The organism is Rhodobacter sp. SGA-6-6 (assembly GCF_011043545.1).
GTDB lineage: Bacteria > Pseudomonadota > Alphaproteobacteria > Rhodobacterales > Rhodobacteraceae > Pseudogemmobacter.
This window is the reverse complement of the sequence record NZ_JAAKGP010000001.1, coordinates 389361-406436: the sequence shown is the minus strand read 5'-3', so window position 1 is coordinate 406436 and position 17076 is coordinate 389361. Positions and strand designations below refer to the sequence as shown.

19 protein-coding genes are annotated in these 17076 nt (G+C 69.2%); 13 read left to right on the top strand and 6 right to left on the bottom strand.

Features of this window, described 5'->3' with window-relative positions:
- Nucleotides 1-12 precede the first annotated feature (12 nt).
- A complete protein-coding gene (locus G5B31_RS01940) occupies nt 13-1365 on the top strand; it encodes an aminotransferase class III-fold pyridoxal phosphate-dependent enzyme (protein ID WP_165013246.1) in 1353 nt (450 codons plus the stop codon).
- Here the strand turns inward: G5B31_RS01940 and G5B31_RS01935 are convergent, their stop codons facing one another.
- Nucleotides 1366-1809: a GFA family protein gene (locus G5B31_RS01935; protein ID WP_165013245.1), complete on the bottom strand. Its 444-nt coding sequence runs from the start codon at nt 1807-1809 to the stop codon at nt 1366-1368.
- Between the two features lie 316 nt (nt 1810-2125).
- Nucleotides 2126-2944, bottom strand: a complete 819-nt coding sequence (locus tag G5B31_RS01930; RefSeq protein ID WP_165013244.1) for a TIGR00730 family Rossman fold protein — start codon at nt 2942-2944, stop codon at nt 2126-2128.
- A gap of 79 nt (nt 2945-3023) precedes the next feature.
- On the opposite strand from G5B31_RS01930, the gene dapD reads away from it, so the two are divergent.
- Nucleotides 3024-3848, top strand: a complete 825-nt coding sequence (gene dapD, locus G5B31_RS01925) for a 2,3,4,5-tetrahydropyridine-2,6-dicarboxylate N-succinyltransferase (protein ID WP_165013243.1) — start codon at nt 3024-3026, stop codon at nt 3846-3848.
- A gap of 17 nt (nt 3849-3865) precedes the next feature.
- The gene (locus G5B31_RS01920; protein WP_165013242.1) at nt 3866-4207 is read left to right on the top strand and encodes a hypothetical protein; all 342 of its coding nucleotides are present in this window, start codon (nt 3866-3868) and stop codon (nt 4205-4207) included.
- A gap of 7 nt (nt 4208-4214) precedes the next feature.
- On the opposite strand, the gene G5B31_RS01915 is transcribed toward G5B31_RS01920, so the two are convergent.
- Nucleotides 4215-5201 carry a Hint domain-containing protein gene (locus G5B31_RS01915; protein WP_165013241.1) on the bottom strand — a complete coding sequence of 329 codons (987 nt, stop codon included), beginning with the start codon at nt 5199-5201 and terminating at the stop codon, nt 4215-4217.
- Between the two features lie 283 nt (nt 5202-5484).
- Between G5B31_RS01915 and dapE the strand changes: the two genes are divergently transcribed.
- From dapE to G5B31_RS01890, 5 genes are all read left to right on the top strand, one after another.
- Entirely contained in the window at nt 5485-6642 is a 1158-nt protein-coding gene (gene dapE / locus G5B31_RS01910) for a succinyl-diaminopimelate desuccinylase (RefSeq protein ID WP_165013240.1), read from the top strand.
- Nucleotides 6639-7058 (top strand): GNAT family N-acetyltransferase, encoded by a 420-nt coding sequence (locus G5B31_RS01905; RefSeq protein WP_394352106.1) that lies wholly within the window; start codon nt 6639-6641, stop codon nt 7056-7058. The genes dapE and G5B31_RS01905 overlap by 4 nt, the downstream gene beginning before the upstream one ends.
- A 73-nt stretch (nt 7059-7131) precedes the next feature.
- A complete protein-coding gene (gene rnr / locus G5B31_RS01900) occupies nt 7132-9378 on the top strand; it encodes a ribonuclease R (RefSeq protein ID WP_165013238.1) in 2247 nt (748 codons plus the stop codon).
- On the top strand, nt 9375-10607 hold the full coding sequence (locus G5B31_RS01895; RefSeq protein WP_165013236.1) for a lytic murein transglycosylase: 1233 nt from the start codon (nt 9375-9377) through the stop codon (nt 10605-10607). Before rnr ends, G5B31_RS01895 begins: the two co-directional genes overlap by 4 nt.
- Before the next feature lie 137 nt (nt 10608-10744).
- A complete protein-coding gene (locus G5B31_RS01890; RefSeq protein ID WP_165013234.1) occupies nt 10745-11185 on the top strand; it encodes a cytochrome c in 441 nt (146 codons plus the stop codon).
- A gap of 28 nt (nt 11186-11213) precedes the next feature.
- Here the strand turns inward: G5B31_RS01890 and G5B31_RS01885 are convergent, their stop codons facing one another.
- A complete protein-coding gene (locus tag G5B31_RS01885; protein ID WP_165013232.1) occupies nt 11214-11483 on the bottom strand; it encodes an I78 family peptidase inhibitor in 270 nt (89 codons plus the stop codon).
- Nucleotides 11484-11514: 31 nt separating this feature from the next.
- Nucleotides 11515-11853 carry an I78 family peptidase inhibitor gene (locus G5B31_RS01880; protein ID WP_165013230.1) on the bottom strand — a complete coding sequence of 113 codons (339 nt, stop codon included), beginning with the start codon at nt 11851-11853 and terminating at the stop codon, nt 11515-11517.
- A 74-nt stretch (nt 11854-11927) separates the two neighbouring features.
- Here G5B31_RS01880 and G5B31_RS01875 point away from each other — a divergent pair, with 74 nt between their 5' ends.
- The 4 genes from G5B31_RS01875 (at nt 11928) to G5B31_RS01860 (ending at nt 15366) form a co-directional block, all read left to right on the top strand.
- Nucleotides 11928-13058 carry an S-(hydroxymethyl)glutathione dehydrogenase/class III alcohol dehydrogenase gene (locus G5B31_RS01875; protein ID WP_165013228.1) on the top strand — a complete coding sequence of 377 codons (1131 nt, stop codon included), beginning with the start codon at nt 11928-11930 and terminating at the stop codon, nt 13056-13058.
- 74 nt (nt 13059-13132) lie between these two features.
- The gene (locus G5B31_RS01870; RefSeq protein WP_165013226.1) at nt 13133-13450 is read left to right on the top strand and encodes a hypothetical protein; all 318 of its coding nucleotides are present in this window, start codon (nt 13133-13135) and stop codon (nt 13448-13450) included.
- A gap of 40 nt (nt 13451-13490) precedes the next feature.
- Nucleotides 13491-14234 carry an NYN domain-containing protein gene (locus G5B31_RS01865; RefSeq protein ID WP_165013224.1) on the top strand — a complete coding sequence of 248 codons (744 nt, stop codon included), beginning with the start codon at nt 13491-13493 and terminating at the stop codon, nt 14232-14234.
- 100 nt (nt 14235-14334) lie between these two features.
- Nucleotides 14335-15366, top strand: a complete 1032-nt coding sequence (locus G5B31_RS01860; RefSeq protein ID WP_165013222.1) for an LLM class flavin-dependent oxidoreductase — start codon at nt 14335-14337, stop codon at nt 15364-15366.
- Nucleotides 15367-15458: 92 nt separating this feature from the next.
- Here the strand turns inward: G5B31_RS01860 and G5B31_RS01855 are convergent, their stop codons facing one another.
- Nucleotides 15459-16367 (bottom strand): rhodanese-related sulfurtransferase, encoded by a 909-nt coding sequence (locus G5B31_RS01855; protein ID WP_165013220.1) that lies wholly within the window; start codon nt 16365-16367, stop codon nt 15459-15461.
- Between the two features lie 100 nt (nt 16368-16467).
- On the opposite strand from G5B31_RS01855, the gene pncA reads away from it, so the two are divergent.
- Entirely contained in the window at nt 16468-17076 is a 609-nt protein-coding gene (gene pncA, locus G5B31_RS01850; protein ID WP_165013218.1) for a bifunctional nicotinamidase/pyrazinamidase, read from the top strand.

Sequence of the window (17076 nt, the reverse complement as noted above, 5' to 3'; positions counted from 1 at the left end):
AAAGGAAAGCCGATGAAGGACGCCAACTTCCTGAAAGCGAACAACGCGCGCAGCCTGTGGCACCCGATGACGGCGCCTGCGGACAGCCTGAAGAACGCGCCGACCATCGTGACCGGCGCGGAAGGCGTGCGCATCCGCGATGTCGACGGGCATGAGGTGGTGGATGCGGTGGGGGGCCTGTGGAACGTCAACCTCGGCTATTCCTGCCGCCCGGTGAAGGAGGCCATCGCGGCGCAGCTGGAGTCGCTGCCCTATTACTCGATCTTCCGCGGCACCTCGAACGACAAGGTGATCGAACTGGCCGAGGAGCTGCGGGCGTTTTTCGCGCCGGATGGCCTTGTCCGGGCCTTTTTCACCTCCGGCGGCAGCGACAGCGTGGAGACGGCGCTGCGGCTGGCGCGGCAGTATCACAAGATCAAGGGAGAGCCGGGGCGGGTGAAATACCTGTCGCTGAAGAAGGGCTACCACGGCACCCATTTCGGTGGCGCCTCGGTCAACGGCAACGCCAATTTCCGCAGCGCCTATGAGCCGCTGCTGCCCGGCTGCCACCACATCCCGGCGCCCTACACCTATCGCAACCCGTTCAACGAAAGCGACCCGGAGCGGCTGGCGCAGCTGTGCCTGCAGGCGCTGGAGGACGAGATCGCCTTCCAGGGGCCGCAGACCATTGCCGCCTTCATCATGGAACCGGTCCTCGGCGCCGGCGGGGTGATCCCGCCGCATTCCAGCTTCATGCCGGGGGTCGAGAAGCTGTGCCGCAAGCACGGCATCCTGCTGATCGCCGACGAGGTGATCACCGCCTTCGGCCGCACCGGGGCCTGGACCGGCAGCCGGCTCTGGGGGGTGAAGCCGGATTTCGCCTGCACCGCGAAGGCGATCACCAATGCCTTCTTCCCCTTCGGTGCGGTGATGATCGCCGAAGGCGTGGCGGAGGTGTTCGAGGGCGACGAAACCGGCAAGGCCGCCATCGGCCATGGCTATACCTATTCCGGCCATCCCGTCGGCGCAGCGGCAGCGCTGGCCTGCCTGGCCGAAACTCAAAGGCTGAACGTCAAGGACAATGCCGCGGCGCGGGGGGCCGAGATGCACTCGGGCCTGCTGGCGCTGAAGGAAAAGCACGCAGTGGTCGGCGACGTGCGCGGCGGCCACGGGCTGATGCACGCGGTCGAACTGGTCTCGGACCGGGCGACCAAGGCGGCGCCGGACAAGGCCACGCCGGGCAAGGTGCAGAAGGTGGCCTACGAGAACGGCGCGATGATCCGGGTCTCCGGACCGAACATCATCCTGTCGCCGCCGCTGGTGCTGACCAGCGACGACGTGCAGGTGATCCTGAAGGCGCTGGACGCGGGGCTTTCGGCGCTGTGATCAGCCGGCGGTGAATTCGGCGAGCAGCGCGCCGTATTGCTCGGGCGGCGGGAAACGCTGGAAGGAATGCCGGACGGGAAGCCGGACCCAGTCCAGCTTCTCGGCGGTCTGCACCTCGGCGAAGGGGCGCGACCAGTCGGGCCGGTCGAACATCGTCGGGCGGACGTTGACGAAATCCTGCCCCTCGAAGCGGGTGAAGAGCCAGCTCTTGCAACCGTCGCAGAAGCGGTGGTCGCCCATCGGGCCGCCGGTTCCGCCGCGGACCGTCTCGCCCTTCGTCACCCGTAGCGCCGCGGCGGGCACCATCATGGTCAGCGAGAAGGCGCTGGCGGTCATCCGCTGGCAGCCGCGGCAATGGCAGGCCATGGTCATGAAGGGCGGGGCGGAGACCTCGATCTCCACCGCGCCGCAGCGGCAGGTTCCGCGTTCGGGGTTGAATGTCATTCGGTCCTCCGTGGAGTGGGTTCTGCGTCAAGACTGGCGGAAATCGTTCGGGAGGGAAGCGGATTCTGCGGCCGGTGCTGCTGGCTTCCCTTGGCGAAGGCTATCGCCTTCGCCACCGCGCAACGCTTCCCCTTGTCCCGGCCGGGCCCTCAAGGCCCGGCCAGCGCCCGCCCCGCCCTCGGCGGGCGCTTCTCGCCCGCCGGGTCGGCTGGCCTCACTGGGTCTCAGGCTGACATGTTTCCGGTTGACATGCTGCGCACGGGCGGGGCAAGGCGGCGCCTCGCCTTCTCCCGCCCGGCCGGCTCGGGGATGTTTCCTATACCTTCGGCCAGTCGTCGATGGCGGCGATGGCCTCTTCCGCGGTCTCGACGATGCGGAACAGGCCCAGGTCCTCGGGGCTGATCACGCCGGCCTCGGCCAGCATGTTCCAGTCCACCACCCTTTCCCACCAGTCCTGCCCGAACAGCAGGAAGGGGATCGGCTTCATTCGGCCGGTCTGGATCAGGGTCAACGCCTCGAACAGCTCGTCCATGGTGCCGAAGCCGCCGGGGAAGACGCAGATCGCCGCGGCGCGCATCAGGAAATGCATCTTGCGGATGGCGAAGTAGTGGAAGTTGAAGGCCAGCTCCGGCGTGACATAGGGGTTCGGCGCCTGTTCGTGCGGCAGCACGATGTTGAGGCCGATCGACTGGCCCCCCGCCTCCTCGGCGCCGCGGTTGCCGGCCTCCATCACCCCCGGGCCGCCGCCGGTGACGACCACCCAGTTGCGGCCGTAGCTGTCCAGGCTGCGCTGCGTCATCACCGCGGCGAAGCGGCGGGCCTCGTCGTAATAGCGCGACAGTTCGGCCAGGGCCGGGGTGCGCGCCGTCTGCTTCAGGTCGGGCGCCGGGATGCGGGCGCCGCCGAACATCACCACCGTCGATTCGATGCCGCGTTCGTCCATGATCATCTGCGGCTTCAGCAGTTCCAGTTGCAACCGGACCGGCCGCAACTCTTCCCGCGTCATGAAATCGCGGTCGGCGAAGGCCAGCCGGTAGACCGGAGACCGGGTCTGCGGGGTATCCGGGACCTGTTTGGCGGTTTCGATGTCCTGCGTGGAATCGCGGAACGGATGGCTGCGGGGTTCGTCTTTCATCTGTTGTCCGATTGCGTCACCTTTGCCCAAGCCTTATAGGCGCAGCGACCCTTTAGGAACCGCGAAAAGGACCACGCCCATGTCGAACGCCGCGCTGGAAGCCGCCATCGAAGCCGCCTGGGAGGCCCGCGACGGCATTTCCCCCGCGACGAAAGGCGAGGCGCGCGACGCGGTGGAGGCGACTCTGGCCGCGCTGGACGGCGGCACGCTGCGGGTGGCCGAGAAGCGGGGCAACGACTGGCACGTGAACCAATGGGCCAAGAAGGCGGTGCTGCTGTCGTTCCGGCTGAACGACATGGGCGTCATCCCCGGCGGCAACGGCGGCGCGACCTGGTGGGACAAGGTGCCGTCCAAGTTCGAGGGCTGGGACGAGGCCGAATGGCGCGCCGCCGGCTTCCGCGCCGTGCCGGGCAGCATCGTCCGCCGGTCGGCCTATATCGCCAAGGGGGTGGTGCTGATGCCCTCCTTCGTCAACATCGGCGCCTATGTCGATGAGGGCAGCATGGTGGACGGCTGGGCCACCGTCGGCTCCTGCGCGCAGATCGGCAAGAACGTCCACCTGTCCGGCGGCGTCGGCATCGGCGGGGTGCTGGAGCCGATGCAGGCCGGCCCGACCATCATCGAGGACAACTGCTTCATCGGCGCGCGCTCCGAGGTGGTGGAGGGCTGCATCGTCCGCGAGGGTTCGGTCCTCGGCATGGGGGTCTACATCGGCCAGTCGACCAAGATCGTCGACCGGGAAACCGGCGCGGTGATGTATGGCGAGGTTCCGGCCGGGTCGGTGGTGGTCGCCGGGTCGATGCCGTCGAAGGGCGGGATCAACCTTTACTGCGCGGTGATCGTGAAGAAGGTGGATGCGCAGACCCGCTCGAAGACCTCGATCAACGAACTCTTGCGCGACTGAGCCCGGGGAGGGCGCGAATGGCCGAAGCCGAGAAGACCGCGAAGGAAAAGCGCCCGCAGCAGGTGTTCACCCTGATCGTCGAGGTCGGCCGCAAGGCGGGCGACGGGCTGCCCGACAAGGCCACCGGGGCGGCGCTGATGTGCTATGCCTCCGGCGTGGACGAGGCCGAAGCCGTGCGCGAGACGGTGGCGATCCTGAAAGAGGCCGACCTGGCGCCGCTGGAGGTGCAGGGCCTGGGAACGCTGGAGGAACGCCGCAAGGCGGGCGAGGAGATCGGCGTCGAAGAAGTGGCGCTGATGGACCGCGCGCTGGCCGAGAACTCGGTCGTGGTGGCGCAGATGACGCCGTTCTACGACTAGCGACGCCTCAGGCGGCGTCGGTCGATTTTTGCCGGCGCAGCAGCGCCAGCAGCGGCAGCGCCTCGTAATCCTGCAACACGCGCAGCGGCGGGGGCATCGCCGCCCCGAGACCGGCCGACAGCAGGCAGGCGCCGCCGCAGTCGATCAGGTGCCGGCCGCCGAGGTCCAGCGACACCCCCGGCGCGGTGGCGCGGCGGTTGTCGGCCAGCGCCGAGCGGCCATCGACCAGGGCGCCGGCGGGGACCAGCACCTCCTCCTCGCCGAACAGGTATTCGGCCTCCAGCCCGCTTAGGCCGACCAGCTGGTCGGCCGAGACCAGCAGGTCGGTCTGCCGGGCGTGCCAGGGCGCGCGCAGCACGATGGCGGCATGGCTGCCCCGGCTGGGCATGTCCATCCGCTGCAATGCGCGCAACCGCACCGGCCCGGCGTCGCGGGTGGCGATCCATTGCCCGGGGCGCAGCAGCCCGGCGGGGACCGGGCCAGCGGCGGTCATCACCGGGGCGGCGATGCCGATCCAGGGCAGCCGGGCCGGGGGGTTTTCGCCCCGCATCACCCCGAACCACAGCACCGAGGATTCCCGCCGCGTCACCCCCTGCCCGGCACAAAGCGCAGCCAGCGCGGCGGCGGGGAAGGCGGGCGGGTTCAGGCCGGCGGTGGCGGCGACGCGGGCTTCCCTTCCGTCGTCCAGCTGCATGGTCCAGCGGCCTTGCGCCCGGCTCCAGCGGAAGGCCAGCCGGGCGAGGCGGCCGTCCAGCCGCAGCGCCCCGGGCAGCAGGAACCGCCGCAGCGCCCCGCCGTCGCGCCAAAGGAGGCCGATGCCGCTGGCCGGATGGTGGAACAGCGACAGCGCCTGCCCCTGGCTGCGCCAGTCCAGCAGCACGCCCACCGGCAGCGGCCAGGACAGCTCGACCACCAGCGTGCCCTCGTTCAGCACCGGCGGCAGTTCGGCGCCCACCGGCCCGTCGCGGTCGGAGAGGAGAAGCCAGCCGGTCATGCGGCGGCATCCCCATGCGGCGGGGCGGCTCGGGTCAGCGAGGAGTCTTCGGCCATGCCTGTGCTCCTGTCCTTGGGGCAGGCGAGCGGGCGGGTGCCTGCTCGGGATCGGGTGCTCGGGCCCGCGTCCTGTCCTGGACCTGTCGTTTTGCGGCAGGGTAGGGCGGAACGGCGGCGCTGTCACCCGGTGGCGCGACGGCGGGCGGCGGCGGTGGCGCGGGGGACACAGGTTGCGGGGCGCTGCGCCCTCGCCTAGGACGAGGGGAGAGGAACCGGAGAGAGCCATGCCCGACACTGTCCCCCCCGTCGATCCCGTCGCGCTGACGGCGGAACTGGTCCGCTGCCCCTCGGTCACGCCCACGGAAGGCGGGGCGTTGCAGGTGCTGGAGCGGCTGTTGTCCGGCGCGGGGTTCGACTGCACGCGGGTGGACCGCAGCGGGGTGCCCAACCTCTTCGCCCGCTGGGGCAAGCGCGGGGCCAACCGCAGCTTCGGCTTCAACGGCCATACCGACGTGGTGCCGGTCGGCGATGCCGCGGCCTGGACGCAGGACCCGTTCGGCGCCGCGGTGGTGGAGGGCTGGATGTATGGCCGCGGCACCACCGACATGAAATCCGGCGTGGCGGCCTTTGCCGCCGCCGCGGTGGATTTCGTGCAGGCCACGCCCCCCGACGGCGCCGTGATCCTGGCGATCACCGGCGACGAGGAAGGCGATGCGCAGGACGGCACTCTGGCGCTTCTGGACTGGATGGCGGCGCAGGGCGAGCGGATGACGCATTGCCTGGTGGGAGAGCCGACCTGCCCCAGGACGATGGGCGAGATGATGAAGATCGGCCGCCGCGGCAGCATGACCTGCTGGTTCACCGCCGAGGGGGTGCAGGGGCACAGCGCCTATCCGCACCGGGCGAAGAACCCGATGTCGGCGCTGGTGAAACTGCTGGCACGGCTGGAGGAGAAGCCGCTGGACCAGGGCTCGGACCATTTCGACGCCTCGACGCTGGCGATCACCACCATCGATTGCGGCAACCCGGCCAACAACGTGATCCCGGCCCGCGGCACCGCCACGGTGAACATCCGGTTCAACGAGTTGCACTCCGGCGCCTCGCTGTCGGACTGGCTGCGGGGCCATGCCGATGCGGTGCAAGAGGAAACCGGGGTCAGGATCGGCACCCGCTTCCAGATCTCGGGCGAAAGCTTCCTGACCCCGCCCGGCGAGTTCTCGGCGCTGGTCCGCCGTGCGGTGCAGGCGGAGACCGGGGTGGAGCCGGTCTATTCCACCTCCGGCGGCACCTCGGACGCGCGCTTCGTCAAGGACCATTGCCCGGTGGTGGAGTTCGGGCTGGTGGGCCGGACCATGCATCAGGTGGACGAACGGGTGGAGGTGGCGCAGATCGGCCAGCTGAAGGCGATCTACGCCCGCATCCTGCGGGAGTATTTCGCGTGATCCATATCGCGCCGACGCAGGACATCGCCACCTGCCGCGCCCTGCGCCGCAAGGTGTTCATCGAGGAACAGGGCGTGTCCGAGGCCGATGAGGTCGACGGGCTGGACGATCAAGCGATCCACCTGTTGGCGCTGGTCGACGGCCGGCCGCTCGGCTGTGCGCGCCTGCTGGTGCAGGGCGAGACCGGCAAGGTCGGCCGCGTCTGCGTGCTGGCCGAGGCCCGGGGGACCGGCCTTGGTGCGGCGCTGATGCGGGCGGCGGTGGCGGAGTTCCGCAAGCTGCCCGGCGTCGCCAAGGTGAAGCTGGGGGCGCAGACCCATGCGCTCGGTTTCTACGAAAGGCTGGGGTTCACCGCCTTCGGGCCGGAATATCTGGACGCCGGCATCCCCCACCGGGATATGCAGCTGGTCCTGTAGCGGCTGCGCCGAAGGCGCCTATCCCGAAAACCGCCGGTTTGCGCTTGCGGCTGGCCGTGCTAGGGCTGGCGGCATGACACCCTTGCCCTCGAAAGACCAGATCCGCCAGTGGATCGCCGAGAACCCCGGCCTGACCTCGAAACGCGATATCGCCAAAGCCTTCGGGCTGAAGGGCGACCAGCGGGCCGAGTTGCGGCGGCTGCTGCGCGAGATGGAGGAAGAGGGCGGGGTGGTGAAATCCGCCCGCCGCTTCCGCCCGAAGGGGGAACTGCCGCCCGTTGCCCTGCTGCGGGTGATGAAGCCGGATGCCGCGGGCGACCTCTTCGCCGAGGCGATGGAGGAGGGCGTCGACAAGGAGGCCGGGCGCATCCTGATCGTGCCGAAGACGGGCGATCCGGCCTTGGCCGAGGGCGACCGGATATTGGCCCGGCTGACCAGGGTGGACCTCGACGACTACACTTGGGAGGCGCGGCTGATCCGGCGGATCGGTAGCAATCCCCTGAAGGTGCTGGGGGTGTTCCGCAAGGGCAGTGAGGGCGGGCGCATCCTGCCGATCGACAAGGGCCAGGACAAGGAATGGAGGGTGCGGGCCGAGGACGACCTCGGCGCCCGCGACGGCGAACTGGTGGAGGCCGAGGCCGTCGGCAACCGCCGTCTCGGCCTGCCGCAGGCGCGGGTGATCGAACGGATGGGCGATCCCTCCGGCCCGCGGGCAGTGTCGCTGATCGCCATCCACCAGCACGGCATCCCCGACCAGTTCCCCGACGCCGCCATCGCCGAGGCCGATGCGCCGCGTCCGGTGACGATGCAGAACCGCGAGGACCTGCGCGACATCCCCCTTGTCACCATCGACCCCGCCGATGCCCGCGACCGCGACGATGCCGTCCATGCCGCCCCGGATACCGAGCCGGGCAATCCGGGCGGCCATATCCTCTGGGTCGCCATCGCCGACGTGGCGCATTACGTCCGCCCCGGCGGCGCCTTGGACCGCGAGGCGCGGCGGCGGGGCAATTCGACCTATTTCCCCGACCGGGTGGTGCCGATGCTGCCCGACATCCTGTCGGGCGATCTGTGCAGCTTGCACGAGGCGGTGGACCGGCCCTGCCTTGCGGTGCGGATGCGGATCGACGCGCAGGGGCGGAAGATCTCCCACCGCTTCCACCGCGGGCTGATGCGGTCGCGCGCGTCCTTGGAATACGGGCAGGTGCAGGCGGCGGTGGACGGCGCGCCGGACGACAAGACCGCGCCGCTGGTCGAGACGGTGCTGAAGCCGCTTTACGCCGCCTATCGTTCGCTGCTGCTGGCGCGGGGCGAACGGCAGCCGCTGAACCTCGATCTGCCGGAGCGGCAGATCGTGCTGTCGGACGAGGGCAAGGTCGTCTCGGTGGATTTCAAGGAACGGCTCGACGCCCATCGGCTGATCGAGGAGTTCATGGTGCTGGCCAACGTCGCCGCGGCCGAGGAATTGCAGCGGTTGAAGCAGCCGCTTCTCTACCGGGTGCATGAGGAACCCAGCCCCGACCGTCTGGACGCCCTGCGCGAAGTGGCGGAGGCCTCGGGCTTCACGCTGGCGAAGGGACAGGTGCTGAAGACCGCGCATCTGAACCGGCTCTTGGCGCAGGCCGAGGGCACCGATTACGACGAGTTGCTCAACATCTCCACCCTGCGCAGCATGGCGCAGGCCTATTACGACCCGCGCAACTTCGGCCATTTCGGGCTGGCGCTGCGGGACTATGCCCATTTCACCTCGCCCATCCGGCGCTATTCCGACCTGATCGTGCACCGGGCGCTGATCCGCGGCCATGGCTGGGGCGAGGACGGGCTGTCGGCCTTCGACATCGAGAACCTGGCGGAGACCGGCAAGCTGATCTCCGACGCCGAGCGGCGGTCGATGGTGGCGGAGCGCGAGACGGTGGACCGCTATCTGGCGGCCTATCTCTCCGATCGGGTCGGGGCCACCTTCACCGGCCGGGTCTCGGGTGTGCAGCGCTTCGGGCTGTTCGTGAAACTGGACGAGACCGGAGCCGACGGGCTGGTGCCGATCCGCGAGGTCGGGCGCGAGTTCTTCCACTACGACGCGGACAGCCAGACCCTGATGGGCGCCGACACCGGCCTGACCATCGGCATCGGTGCCCGCGTGACCGTGCGGCTGCGCGAGGCGGTGCCGGTGACCGGCGGGCTGGTGCTGGAGCTGCTGGAGATCGACGCCAGGCCGATGCCCGGCGGCAAGACCACGCGCGGCAAGGCGCCCCGGCGGGCGGCGGGGCGGGCCACGGCGCGCGAGGCGGCGAAGCGGCGCGTGGTGCGGCGGCGGCGATGAGGGCGCTGGTTCTGGCGCTGCTGCTGGCCGCCCCTGTATCGGCGCAGACCATCGAGGACCCGGAGGGAACGGTCATGGCGGCGGGCAGGGAAGACGGCTCGGAAGCCGGGTTCCGCGACTGGGTGGGCGCGTTCCGGGTGAAGGCGCTGGAGGCCGGGGTTCCGGCTTCGGTCTACGACCGCGAGATGCGGGCAGCACTCTACCTGCCCGAGGTGGTAGCGCGCGACCGGCGGCAGACCGAGTTCACCAAGACGATCTGGGATTATCTGGACATCGCGGTCTCCCAGGACCGGGTGACGCTCGGCCGCAAGGCGCTGGAGAAACATGCCGATCTGCTGGCGCGGATCGAGACGGAGTATGGGGTGGAGAAGGAGGTCGTCGCGGCGATCTGGGGGCTGGAGTCGGCCTACGGCACCTACAGGGGCGATACCGACACCCTCAGCGCGCTGGCGACGCTGGCCTATGACGGCCGGCGCGCGGCCTTCTTCGAGGCGCAGCTGGTGCAGGCGCTGGAGATCGTCGATCAGGGCCATGTCGGGCGCGAGGCGCTGAAGGGCAGTTGGGCCGGGGCGATGGGGCATACCCAGTTCATGCCCTCCAGCTGGGCCGACTTCGCGGTGGATTTCGACGGCGACGGCCGGCGCGACATCTGGGGCGACGACCCGGCCGATGCTCTGGCCTCGACCGCCAATTATCTGCGGCACTGGGGCTGGGTGAAGGGCCAGCCCTGGGGGCTGGAGGTGACGCTGCCCGAGGGCTTCGACTACGACCAGACCACCGAGCGGGTGGTGAAGCCGGTGTCGGACTGGCGCGCCCTCGGCGTGGCGCCGGCGGCGGGGGGCGAGTTGCCGGAGGGCGACGAGGCCAGCGTGCTGCTGCCCGCCGGCCATACCGGCCCGGCCTTCCTGATCTACCCGAACTTTCGGGTGATCGAGAAATACAACCTCGCCGACGCCTATGTCATCGGCATCGGTCATCTGTCCGACCGGCTGCGCGGCGGGCCGGTCCTTGCCGCGGACTGGCCCCGGCACTGGCGCGCCCTGACGCTGGAGGAGCGCAAGGAGTTGCAGGCGGCGCTGGTGGCCCTGGGGCTGGACACCGGCGGCGTGGACGGGCGGATCGGGCCGAAGACCGTCGCGGCGGTGAAAGCCTGGCAGAAGGCGCAGGGGCTGGTGCCGGACGGCTATCCCGGCCCCGACGTGCTGGCCGCCCTGCGGAGCCCGGGCTGACTGCCCCTCTCACGCGCGGCCTTTCACGCGACTGTGATGCGGCGCGCCGGGCGAAGGCGGCTTTAATGGCGCCCGGCGCCTGCACGGGCGCCGTTCTTCGTCATCCAGCCGACCCAACCTTCTCAGGGAGCCAGAGTATGAAACTGTTGAAGATCGCCATCACCGGAGCCCTGCTTGCGGCAGGGGCGGCCTTTGCCGAAGGCGAGGCCACCGATCCCGCCGCCGTGGCGCGCGAGACCGTGATGAAGACCATCGGCGGGTCGATGGGCAAGCTGGGCGGCATGGCCAAGGGCGAGGTGCCCTATGACGCCGCGGCCGCCGAGGCGGCGAAGGCGGCGCTGGTGACCGCCGCGCACGGCATACCGCAGGCTTTCGAGGCGCAGGGCGGGGCCGACCCGACTTCGGAGGCCAAGCCGGAGATCTGGACCTCCTGGGAGGATTTCGTGAAGAAGGCCGATGCGCTGGCGGCGGCGGCCGAGGCGGCCGACGTGTCCTCGGCCGAGGCGATCGGCGCCTCGCTGGGCGCCTTGGGCGGGGCCTGCAAGGACTGCCACAGCACCTATCGCGTGATGAAATAAGGCGGAAAGGGGCGGGCCGGCCCGCCCCTCAACCGCAGCTGAGCCGGGTGATGGTGCCCTTTCCGTCCAGCTCGATGTTCAGCCGGGTCTCGCTGTAGTCCATCGTCACCGCCGAGCCCGGCTCGATGATCCGCACCGTGGTGGCGAACCTCATCGTTTCCAGCACCTTGCGGTCCTGCCCGACCAGCCCGGACAGGGCCGAGGCGCCGCAGGCATCCGGCGCGGGCGGGGTTTCTTCGACGCAGGCGGCAACGGCCAGCGGGAGGGCGAGGAGCAGCGGGGAAAGGGATCGGGCCATGGCAGGACCTTTCTGGTGAAACCGGCCGGACTCAGCCGCAGGACAGATAGCGTATCATATCCGCGCCATCGACGAAGACGTTGACCCGATCCGAGCGGTATTCCTCCTGATCGTAGACCGTATCCGGCGCGATCACCCGCACCGGCCCGGGCGCGGACAGGGTGCGCAGCATCCCCGAGGGCTGGCCGATCAGGCCCTTCAGCTGCACGGCCTTGCAGGTGTCGGGCTCCTTCTCGTTCAGCCCCGGGGTCATGTCGGCCGAGGAGGGCCTTTGCGCGGGGGCGGCCGCGGGCGGGGCCTCGGCGGGCGGGGCGCAGCCCGCCGCTCCGAGGGCGAGGCCAAGCAGGAAAAGGGCGGGGATCGGCTTCATCTGTCGTTTCCGGCGTTGCATTCCGGCGCAGCTTCGCACAGCCTTGCCGCAATCTGGAAGAGGGAGATTTGCCTATGCGCACCCGTGCCGCCGTTGCCATTGCGCCCGGAAAGCCGTTGGAAATCATGGAGGTGAACCTTGCCGACCCGAAGGAGGGTGAGGTTCTGGTCGAGATCAAGGCCACCGGCATCTGCCACACCGACGAGTTCACGCTGTCCGGCGCCGACCCCGAGGGGCTGTTCCCGGCGATCCTCGGGCATGAGGGCGCAGGGATCGTCATCGCCTGCGGCCCGGGGGTGAAATCGCTGAAGCCGGGCGACCACGTCATCCCGCTCTACACCCCCGAATGCCGGGAATGCCCGTCCTGCCTGTCCCGCAAGACCAACCTCTGCACCTCGATCCGGGCGACGCAGGGGCAGGGGCTGATGCCGGACGGGACCAGCCGGTTCTCGATGCTGGACGGCACGCCGATCCACCACTACATGGGCTGCTCGACCTTCGCTAACCACACGGTGGTGCCCGAGATCGCGCTGGCCAAGGTGCGCGAGGACGCGCCCTTCGACAAGATCTGCTACATCGGCTGCGGCGTCACCACCGGCATCGGCGCGGTGCTGAACACGGCCAAGGTCGAGATCGGCGCGAAGGCGGTGGTCTTCGGCCTGGGCGGCATCGGGCTGAACGTGATCCAGGGCCTGAAGATGGCCGGGGCCGACATGATCATCGGCGTCGACCTGAACGACGCCAAGGAGGAGTGGGGCCGCCGCTTCGGCATGACCCATTTCGTCAACCCGAAGAAGATCGAGGGCTCGGTCGTCCAGCACATCGTCGACATGACCAAGACGCCCTTCGACAAGATCGGCGGGGCGGACTATTCCTTCGACTGCACCGGCAACGTCAAGGTGATGCGCGATGCGCTGGAATGCACCCACCGCGGCTGGGGCCAGTCGATCATCATCGGCGTGGCGCCGGCCGGCGCGGTGATCGAGACGCGGCCGTTCCAACTGGTGACGGGGCGGGTCTGGAAGGGCACGGCCTTCGGCGGCGCGCGGGGGCGGACGGACGTTCCGGGCATCGTCGACTGGTATATGGAAGGCAAGATCGAGATCGACCCGATGATCACCCACACGCTGAAGCTGGAGGACATCAACAAGGGCTTCGACCTGATGCACTCGGGGGAAAGCATCCGGAGCGTGGTGATCTACTGAGCCGCCCACCCGAATCCGCGTGACCTTGGCTTCCGGCTTTGCGACAAAGGCCGGGTAGCTGGGGTGGGCTTCGGGTGGAAAGCCGTATCGAGTTCGTCGTTCAGGTGCTTGTCGGCGGCCGGGGCGACCTGCGCCGCATGGTGCGGCACTTGGCCGAGGACTGGCCGGAGGAGCCGGCGCTGGACATCATTCATGTCATCGCCGTCGCCGCGGGCAACCTGGACTGCATCCTGGCCGGGGAGGAGCTGAAGCGCGCCACCGGCGAGGCCTGGCGGATGGCGGGGCTGGTGGGCGTGGACCTGGCGATGATGCGGCGGCTGGGGCTGCCGCACGACACCGGCGCGGACCTGCTGGCCTATTGGAAGGTGCACGACCGCTTCTTCCTCGACTGAGTGCGCCAAGCCTGCGACAAGGGGGGAAATGGAGTTCCCGATGCCTGCAGACCCCCGCGCCCCGCGCCTGTGCGTCCTGATCGACGCCGACAACATCCCCGCCGCCCATGCCGAGGCGATCTTCGAGGAGATCGCCTCGCTGGGCGAAGCCTCGGTTCGCCGCATCTACGGCGACTGGTCGGCGCTGCGGCTGAACGCCTGGGCGAAGAAGGTGGCCGCTCTGGGCCTGGTGGCGGACCAGCAGTTCGCCAATACCAAGGGCAAGAACGCTTCCGACATCGGGCTGGTGATCGCGGCGATGGATTTCCTGCATTCGGGGCTGTTCGACGGTTTCGTGCTGGTGTCTTCCGACAGCGACTTCACCCGGCTGGCGGCTCGCATCCGCGAGCAGGGGCTGGATGTCTACGGCATTGGCGAGAAGAAGACGCCCGAGGCCTTCCGCATGGCCTGCAAGCGGTTCATCTATGTCGAGAACCTCGTCGGCGGGACGGAGGAGCCGAAGCCGGTGGCCGATGCCCCCACCGAGGCGCCGGCCGAGGCGCGGCCTGCGGGGAAGGAGGCCCCGGCCAAGGCGATCCCGCTGATCGCGGCGGCGATGCGGGCGATCGATCCGGAGGGCGAATGGTATTCGCTGGGCCAGATCGGCCAGTTCATCACCCAGGGCAACCCGGATTTCGACACCCGCACCTATGGCGCGGCCAAGCTGTCCGACCTGATCCGCCGCCTGCCGCGCTTCGAGGTGAAGCAGGACGGCAGCCTCTTGAAGGTGCGCGACAAGGCTTGAACGGGGCCTGAGTGCGCGACTGCGGAGGAAGCTCTCTCCGAATGCGCCTTAACCGGCGGGGCGGGCCGCCCTATCTTCGCCGCCTGCAAGGAGGTGCGCGATGGAAGTTTCCCTTGGGCTGGACACGTTCGGCGATGTTTCGCTGGCTCCCGACGGCCGGCTGAAGCGGCAGGACGAGGTTCTGCGCGACGTGGTGGAGCAGGCGGCGCTGGCCGACCGGGTGGGGATCGATTTCATCGGGCTGGGCGAGCATCACCGGCCGGATTTCGCCATCTCCTCGCCCGAGATCGTGCTGGCGGCCATCGCCGGGCATACCAGCCGGATCAGGCTGGGGACGGCGGTCACCGTGCTCTCCTCGGACGATCCGGTGCGGGTGTTCCAGCGCTTCTCCACCCTGAACGCGCTGTCCGGCGGGCGGGCGGAGCCGATTCTCGGCCGGGGGTCCTTCACCGAAAGCTATCCGCTGTTCGGCTACGACCTGTCGGACTACGACCTGCTGTTCGAGGAGAAGCTGGACCTCTTCGCCCGGCTCCTGCGCGGGCCCAAGGTGACATGGAGCGGCAAGACCCGCAGCGGATTGAAGGATCAGGCCGTCCATCCGCCGCTGGGGCCGGAGGGGATGGTGGTCTGGGTCGGCGTCGGCGGGTCGCCCGAAAGCGTGGTGCGGGTGGTGCGGCAGGACCTGCAGCTGATGCTGGCGATCATCGGCGGCGATGCCCGGCGGTTCCTGCCCTACGTCGATCTCTACCAGCGGGCCTGCGACCAGCTGGGCCGAGCGCCGCGCCCCATCGGCGTGCATTCGCCCGGCTTCGTGGCCGAGACCGACGCGGCGGCGCGCGAGGCGCTCTGGCCGCATTACGCCGACATGTTCGGCCGCATCGGGCGCGAGCGCGGTTGGCCGCCGGTGACCAAGGACCGCTATCTGGCCGAGGTGGAGGAGGGCGCGCTTTACGTCGGCTCTCCCGAGACGGTGGCGCGGAAGATCGCGGATACGGTGAAGACGCTCGGCATCCAGCGCTTCGACCTGAAATACGCCACCGGGCCGATGCCGCATGAGCAGCTGATGGAGTGCATCCGCCTTTACGGCGAGAAGGTGATCCCGATGGTGCGGGAGATGCTGGGCCAGAGCTAGTCCGATGCGGGTAGAAGCATCGGACTAGCTCTGGCTTTATATTGGTCGCCTGTCTTTCGGCAAAACCGGAGTCCACTTTTGCCGGACAGGCTCTAGCCCTCGGCCCCCAGATGCCTTTCGCCCCGCGCCTCGGCCAGTTTCATCTGACGCTGGCGCTCGCGGAACCTTTCCCGGTCGGTTTCCGAATAGTCGTTCACGCAGGCCGGGCAGCAGACGCCTTCCTCGTAGTCGGGATGCGCCCGGCCTTCCGGCGTGACCGGCCGGCGGCAGGCGCCGCAGCTGGAGTTCCGTCCCGGAAGCAGCCCATGGCCGACCGAGACGCGGCTGTCGAAGACATAGCATTCGCCCTGCCAGAGCGAGGCTTCTGCAGGCACGTCCTCCAGGTATTTCAGGATGCCGCCCTTCAGGTGGAAGACCTGCTCCACCCCTTGCGAGAGCAGGTAGTTGGTGGATTTCTCGCAGCGGATGCCGCCGGTGCAGAACATGGTGATGCGCTTGTTGTGGAAGCGGTCGCGGTTCTCCTCCCACCACTTGGGAAAGTCGCGGAAGCTGCGCGTCCCCGGGTCCACCGCATCGCGGAAGCTGCCAAGAGACACCTCGTAATCGTTCCGCGTGTCGATCACCGCCACGTCCGGCGCGCTGATCAGCGCGTTCCAGTCCTGCGGCGCGACGTAATGGCCGACCGAGGCGCGCGGGTCCACGCCCGGCACGCCCATGGTGACGATCTCGCGCTTCAGCTTCACCTTCATCCGGCCGAAGGGCATCGTCTCGGCCTGGCTTTCCTTCCACTCCAGCCCCGCGCAGCCCGACAGCGCCCGCAGATGCGCCAGCACCGCATCCACCCCCGCGCGCGGGCCGGCGATGGTGCCGTTCACGCCCTCGCCCGCCAGCAGCAGCGACCCTTTCACCCCTTGCGCAAGGCACAACTCGAAGAGTGGCCCCCGCAGCGAAGCGGGGTCGTCGAACCGGGTGAAATGGTAAAGCGCGGCGATGACGGGCATGGGGCCGTCATGCGCCGGACGGCGGCGGATTTCAAGCCGCTCGCTTGACGCAACCTGCCCCGGCACTTACGCAGATGTTTCAAGGATGTGGGAGAGGCCCATGCGACCCGCGGATGAAGCGCTGATCGTGATCGACGTGCAGAACGACTTCTGCCCCAGCGGCGCCTTGGCCGTGGCCGGGGGCGACCAGATCATCCCGCGGGTCAATGCGCTGATGGGCAAGTTCTCCACCGTCGTCCTGACACAGGACTGGCACCCCGCGGACCACCTGTCTTTCGCCGACAACCACCCCGGCGCCGCGCCGTTCAGCCTGACCGAGATGCCCTATGGCCCGCAGGTGCTGTGGCCGCGGCATTGCGTGATCGGCAGCGAAGGGGCGGCCTTTCACCCCGACCTCGATACCGACCCGGTGCAGATGGTGATCCGCAAGGGCTTCCGCCCGCAGATCGACAGCTATTCGGCCTTCTTCGAGAACGACCGCCGGACCGCCACCGGCCTCGACGGCTATCTGAAGGCGCGCGGTATCGCGGCGGTGACGCTGGTTGGCCTCGCGCTGGACTATTGCGTCGCCTATTCGGCGCTGGATGCGGCGGGTCTGGGATATCGGGTGACGGTTCTGGAAGGCGCAGCCCGGGCCATCGACCTGAACGGATCGCTGGCCGCCGCCCGCGAGGGAATGCGCGCCGCCGGCGTGGCGCTGGAGATCTGA

What these genes read in the sequence shown, in the direction of transcription:
- G5B31_RS01890 (WP_165013234.1), top strand. Translation starts at nt 10,745, where the DNA reads ATGAAACTGTTGAAGATCGCCATCACCGGAGCCCTGCTTGCGGCAGGG.
- G5B31_RS01865 (WP_165013224.1), top strand. Translation starts at nt 13,491, where the DNA reads ATGCCTGCAGACCCCCGCGCCCCGCGCCTGTGCGTCCTGATCGACGCC.
- G5B31_RS01875 (WP_165013228.1), top strand. Translation starts at nt 11,928, where the DNA reads ATGCGCACCCGTGCCGCCGTTGCCATTGCGCCCGGAAAGCCGTTGGAA.
- G5B31_RS01940 (WP_165013246.1), top strand. Translation starts at nt 13, where the DNA reads ATGAAGGACGCCAACTTCCTGAAAGCGAACAACGCGCGCAGCCTGTGG.
- G5B31_RS01915 (WP_165013241.1), bottom strand. Translation starts at nt 5,201, where the DNA reads ATGACCGGCTGGCTTCTCCTCTCCGACCGCGACGGGCCGGTGGGCGCC.
- G5B31_RS01930 (WP_165013244.1), bottom strand. Translation starts at nt 2,944, where the DNA reads ATGAAAGACGAACCCCGCAGCCATCCGTTCCGCGATTCCACGCAGGAC.
- dapD (WP_165013243.1), top strand. Translation starts at nt 3,024, where the DNA reads ATGTCGAACGCCGCGCTGGAAGCCGCCATCGAAGCCGCCTGGGAGGCC.
- pncA (WP_165013218.1), top strand. Translation starts at nt 16,468, where the DNA reads ATGCGACCCGCGGATGAAGCGCTGATCGTGATCGACGTGCAGAACGAC.
- G5B31_RS01855 (WP_165013220.1), bottom strand. Translation starts at nt 16,367, where the DNA reads ATGCCCGTCATCGCCGCGCTTTACCATTTCACCCGGTTCGACGACCCC.
- G5B31_RS01935 (WP_165013245.1), bottom strand. Translation starts at nt 1,809, where the DNA reads ATGACATTCAACCCCGAACGCGGAACCTGCCGCTGCGGCGCGGTGGAG.
- G5B31_RS01885 (WP_165013232.1), bottom strand. Translation starts at nt 11,483, where the DNA reads ATGGCCCGATCCCTTTCCCCGCTGCTCCTCGCCCTCCCGCTGGCCGTT.
- G5B31_RS01880 (WP_165013230.1), bottom strand. Translation starts at nt 11,853, where the DNA reads ATGAAGCCGATCCCCGCCCTTTTCCTGCTTGGCCTCGCCCTCGGAGCG.
- G5B31_RS01920 (WP_165013242.1), top strand. Translation starts at nt 3,866, where the DNA reads ATGGCCGAAGCCGAGAAGACCGCGAAGGAAAAGCGCCCGCAGCAGGTG.
- rnr (WP_165013238.1), top strand. Translation starts at nt 7,132, where the DNA reads ATGACACCCTTGCCCTCGAAAGACCAGATCCGCCAGTGGATCGCCGAG.
- G5B31_RS01860 (WP_165013222.1), top strand. Translation starts at nt 14,335, where the DNA reads ATGGAAGTTTCCCTTGGGCTGGACACGTTCGGCGATGTTTCGCTGGCT.
- G5B31_RS01895 (WP_165013236.1), top strand. Translation starts at nt 9,375, where the DNA reads ATGAGGGCGCTGGTTCTGGCGCTGCTGCTGGCCGCCCCTGTATCGGCG.
- dapE (WP_165013240.1), top strand. Translation starts at nt 5,485, where the DNA reads ATGCCCGACACTGTCCCCCCCGTCGATCCCGTCGCGCTGACGGCGGAA.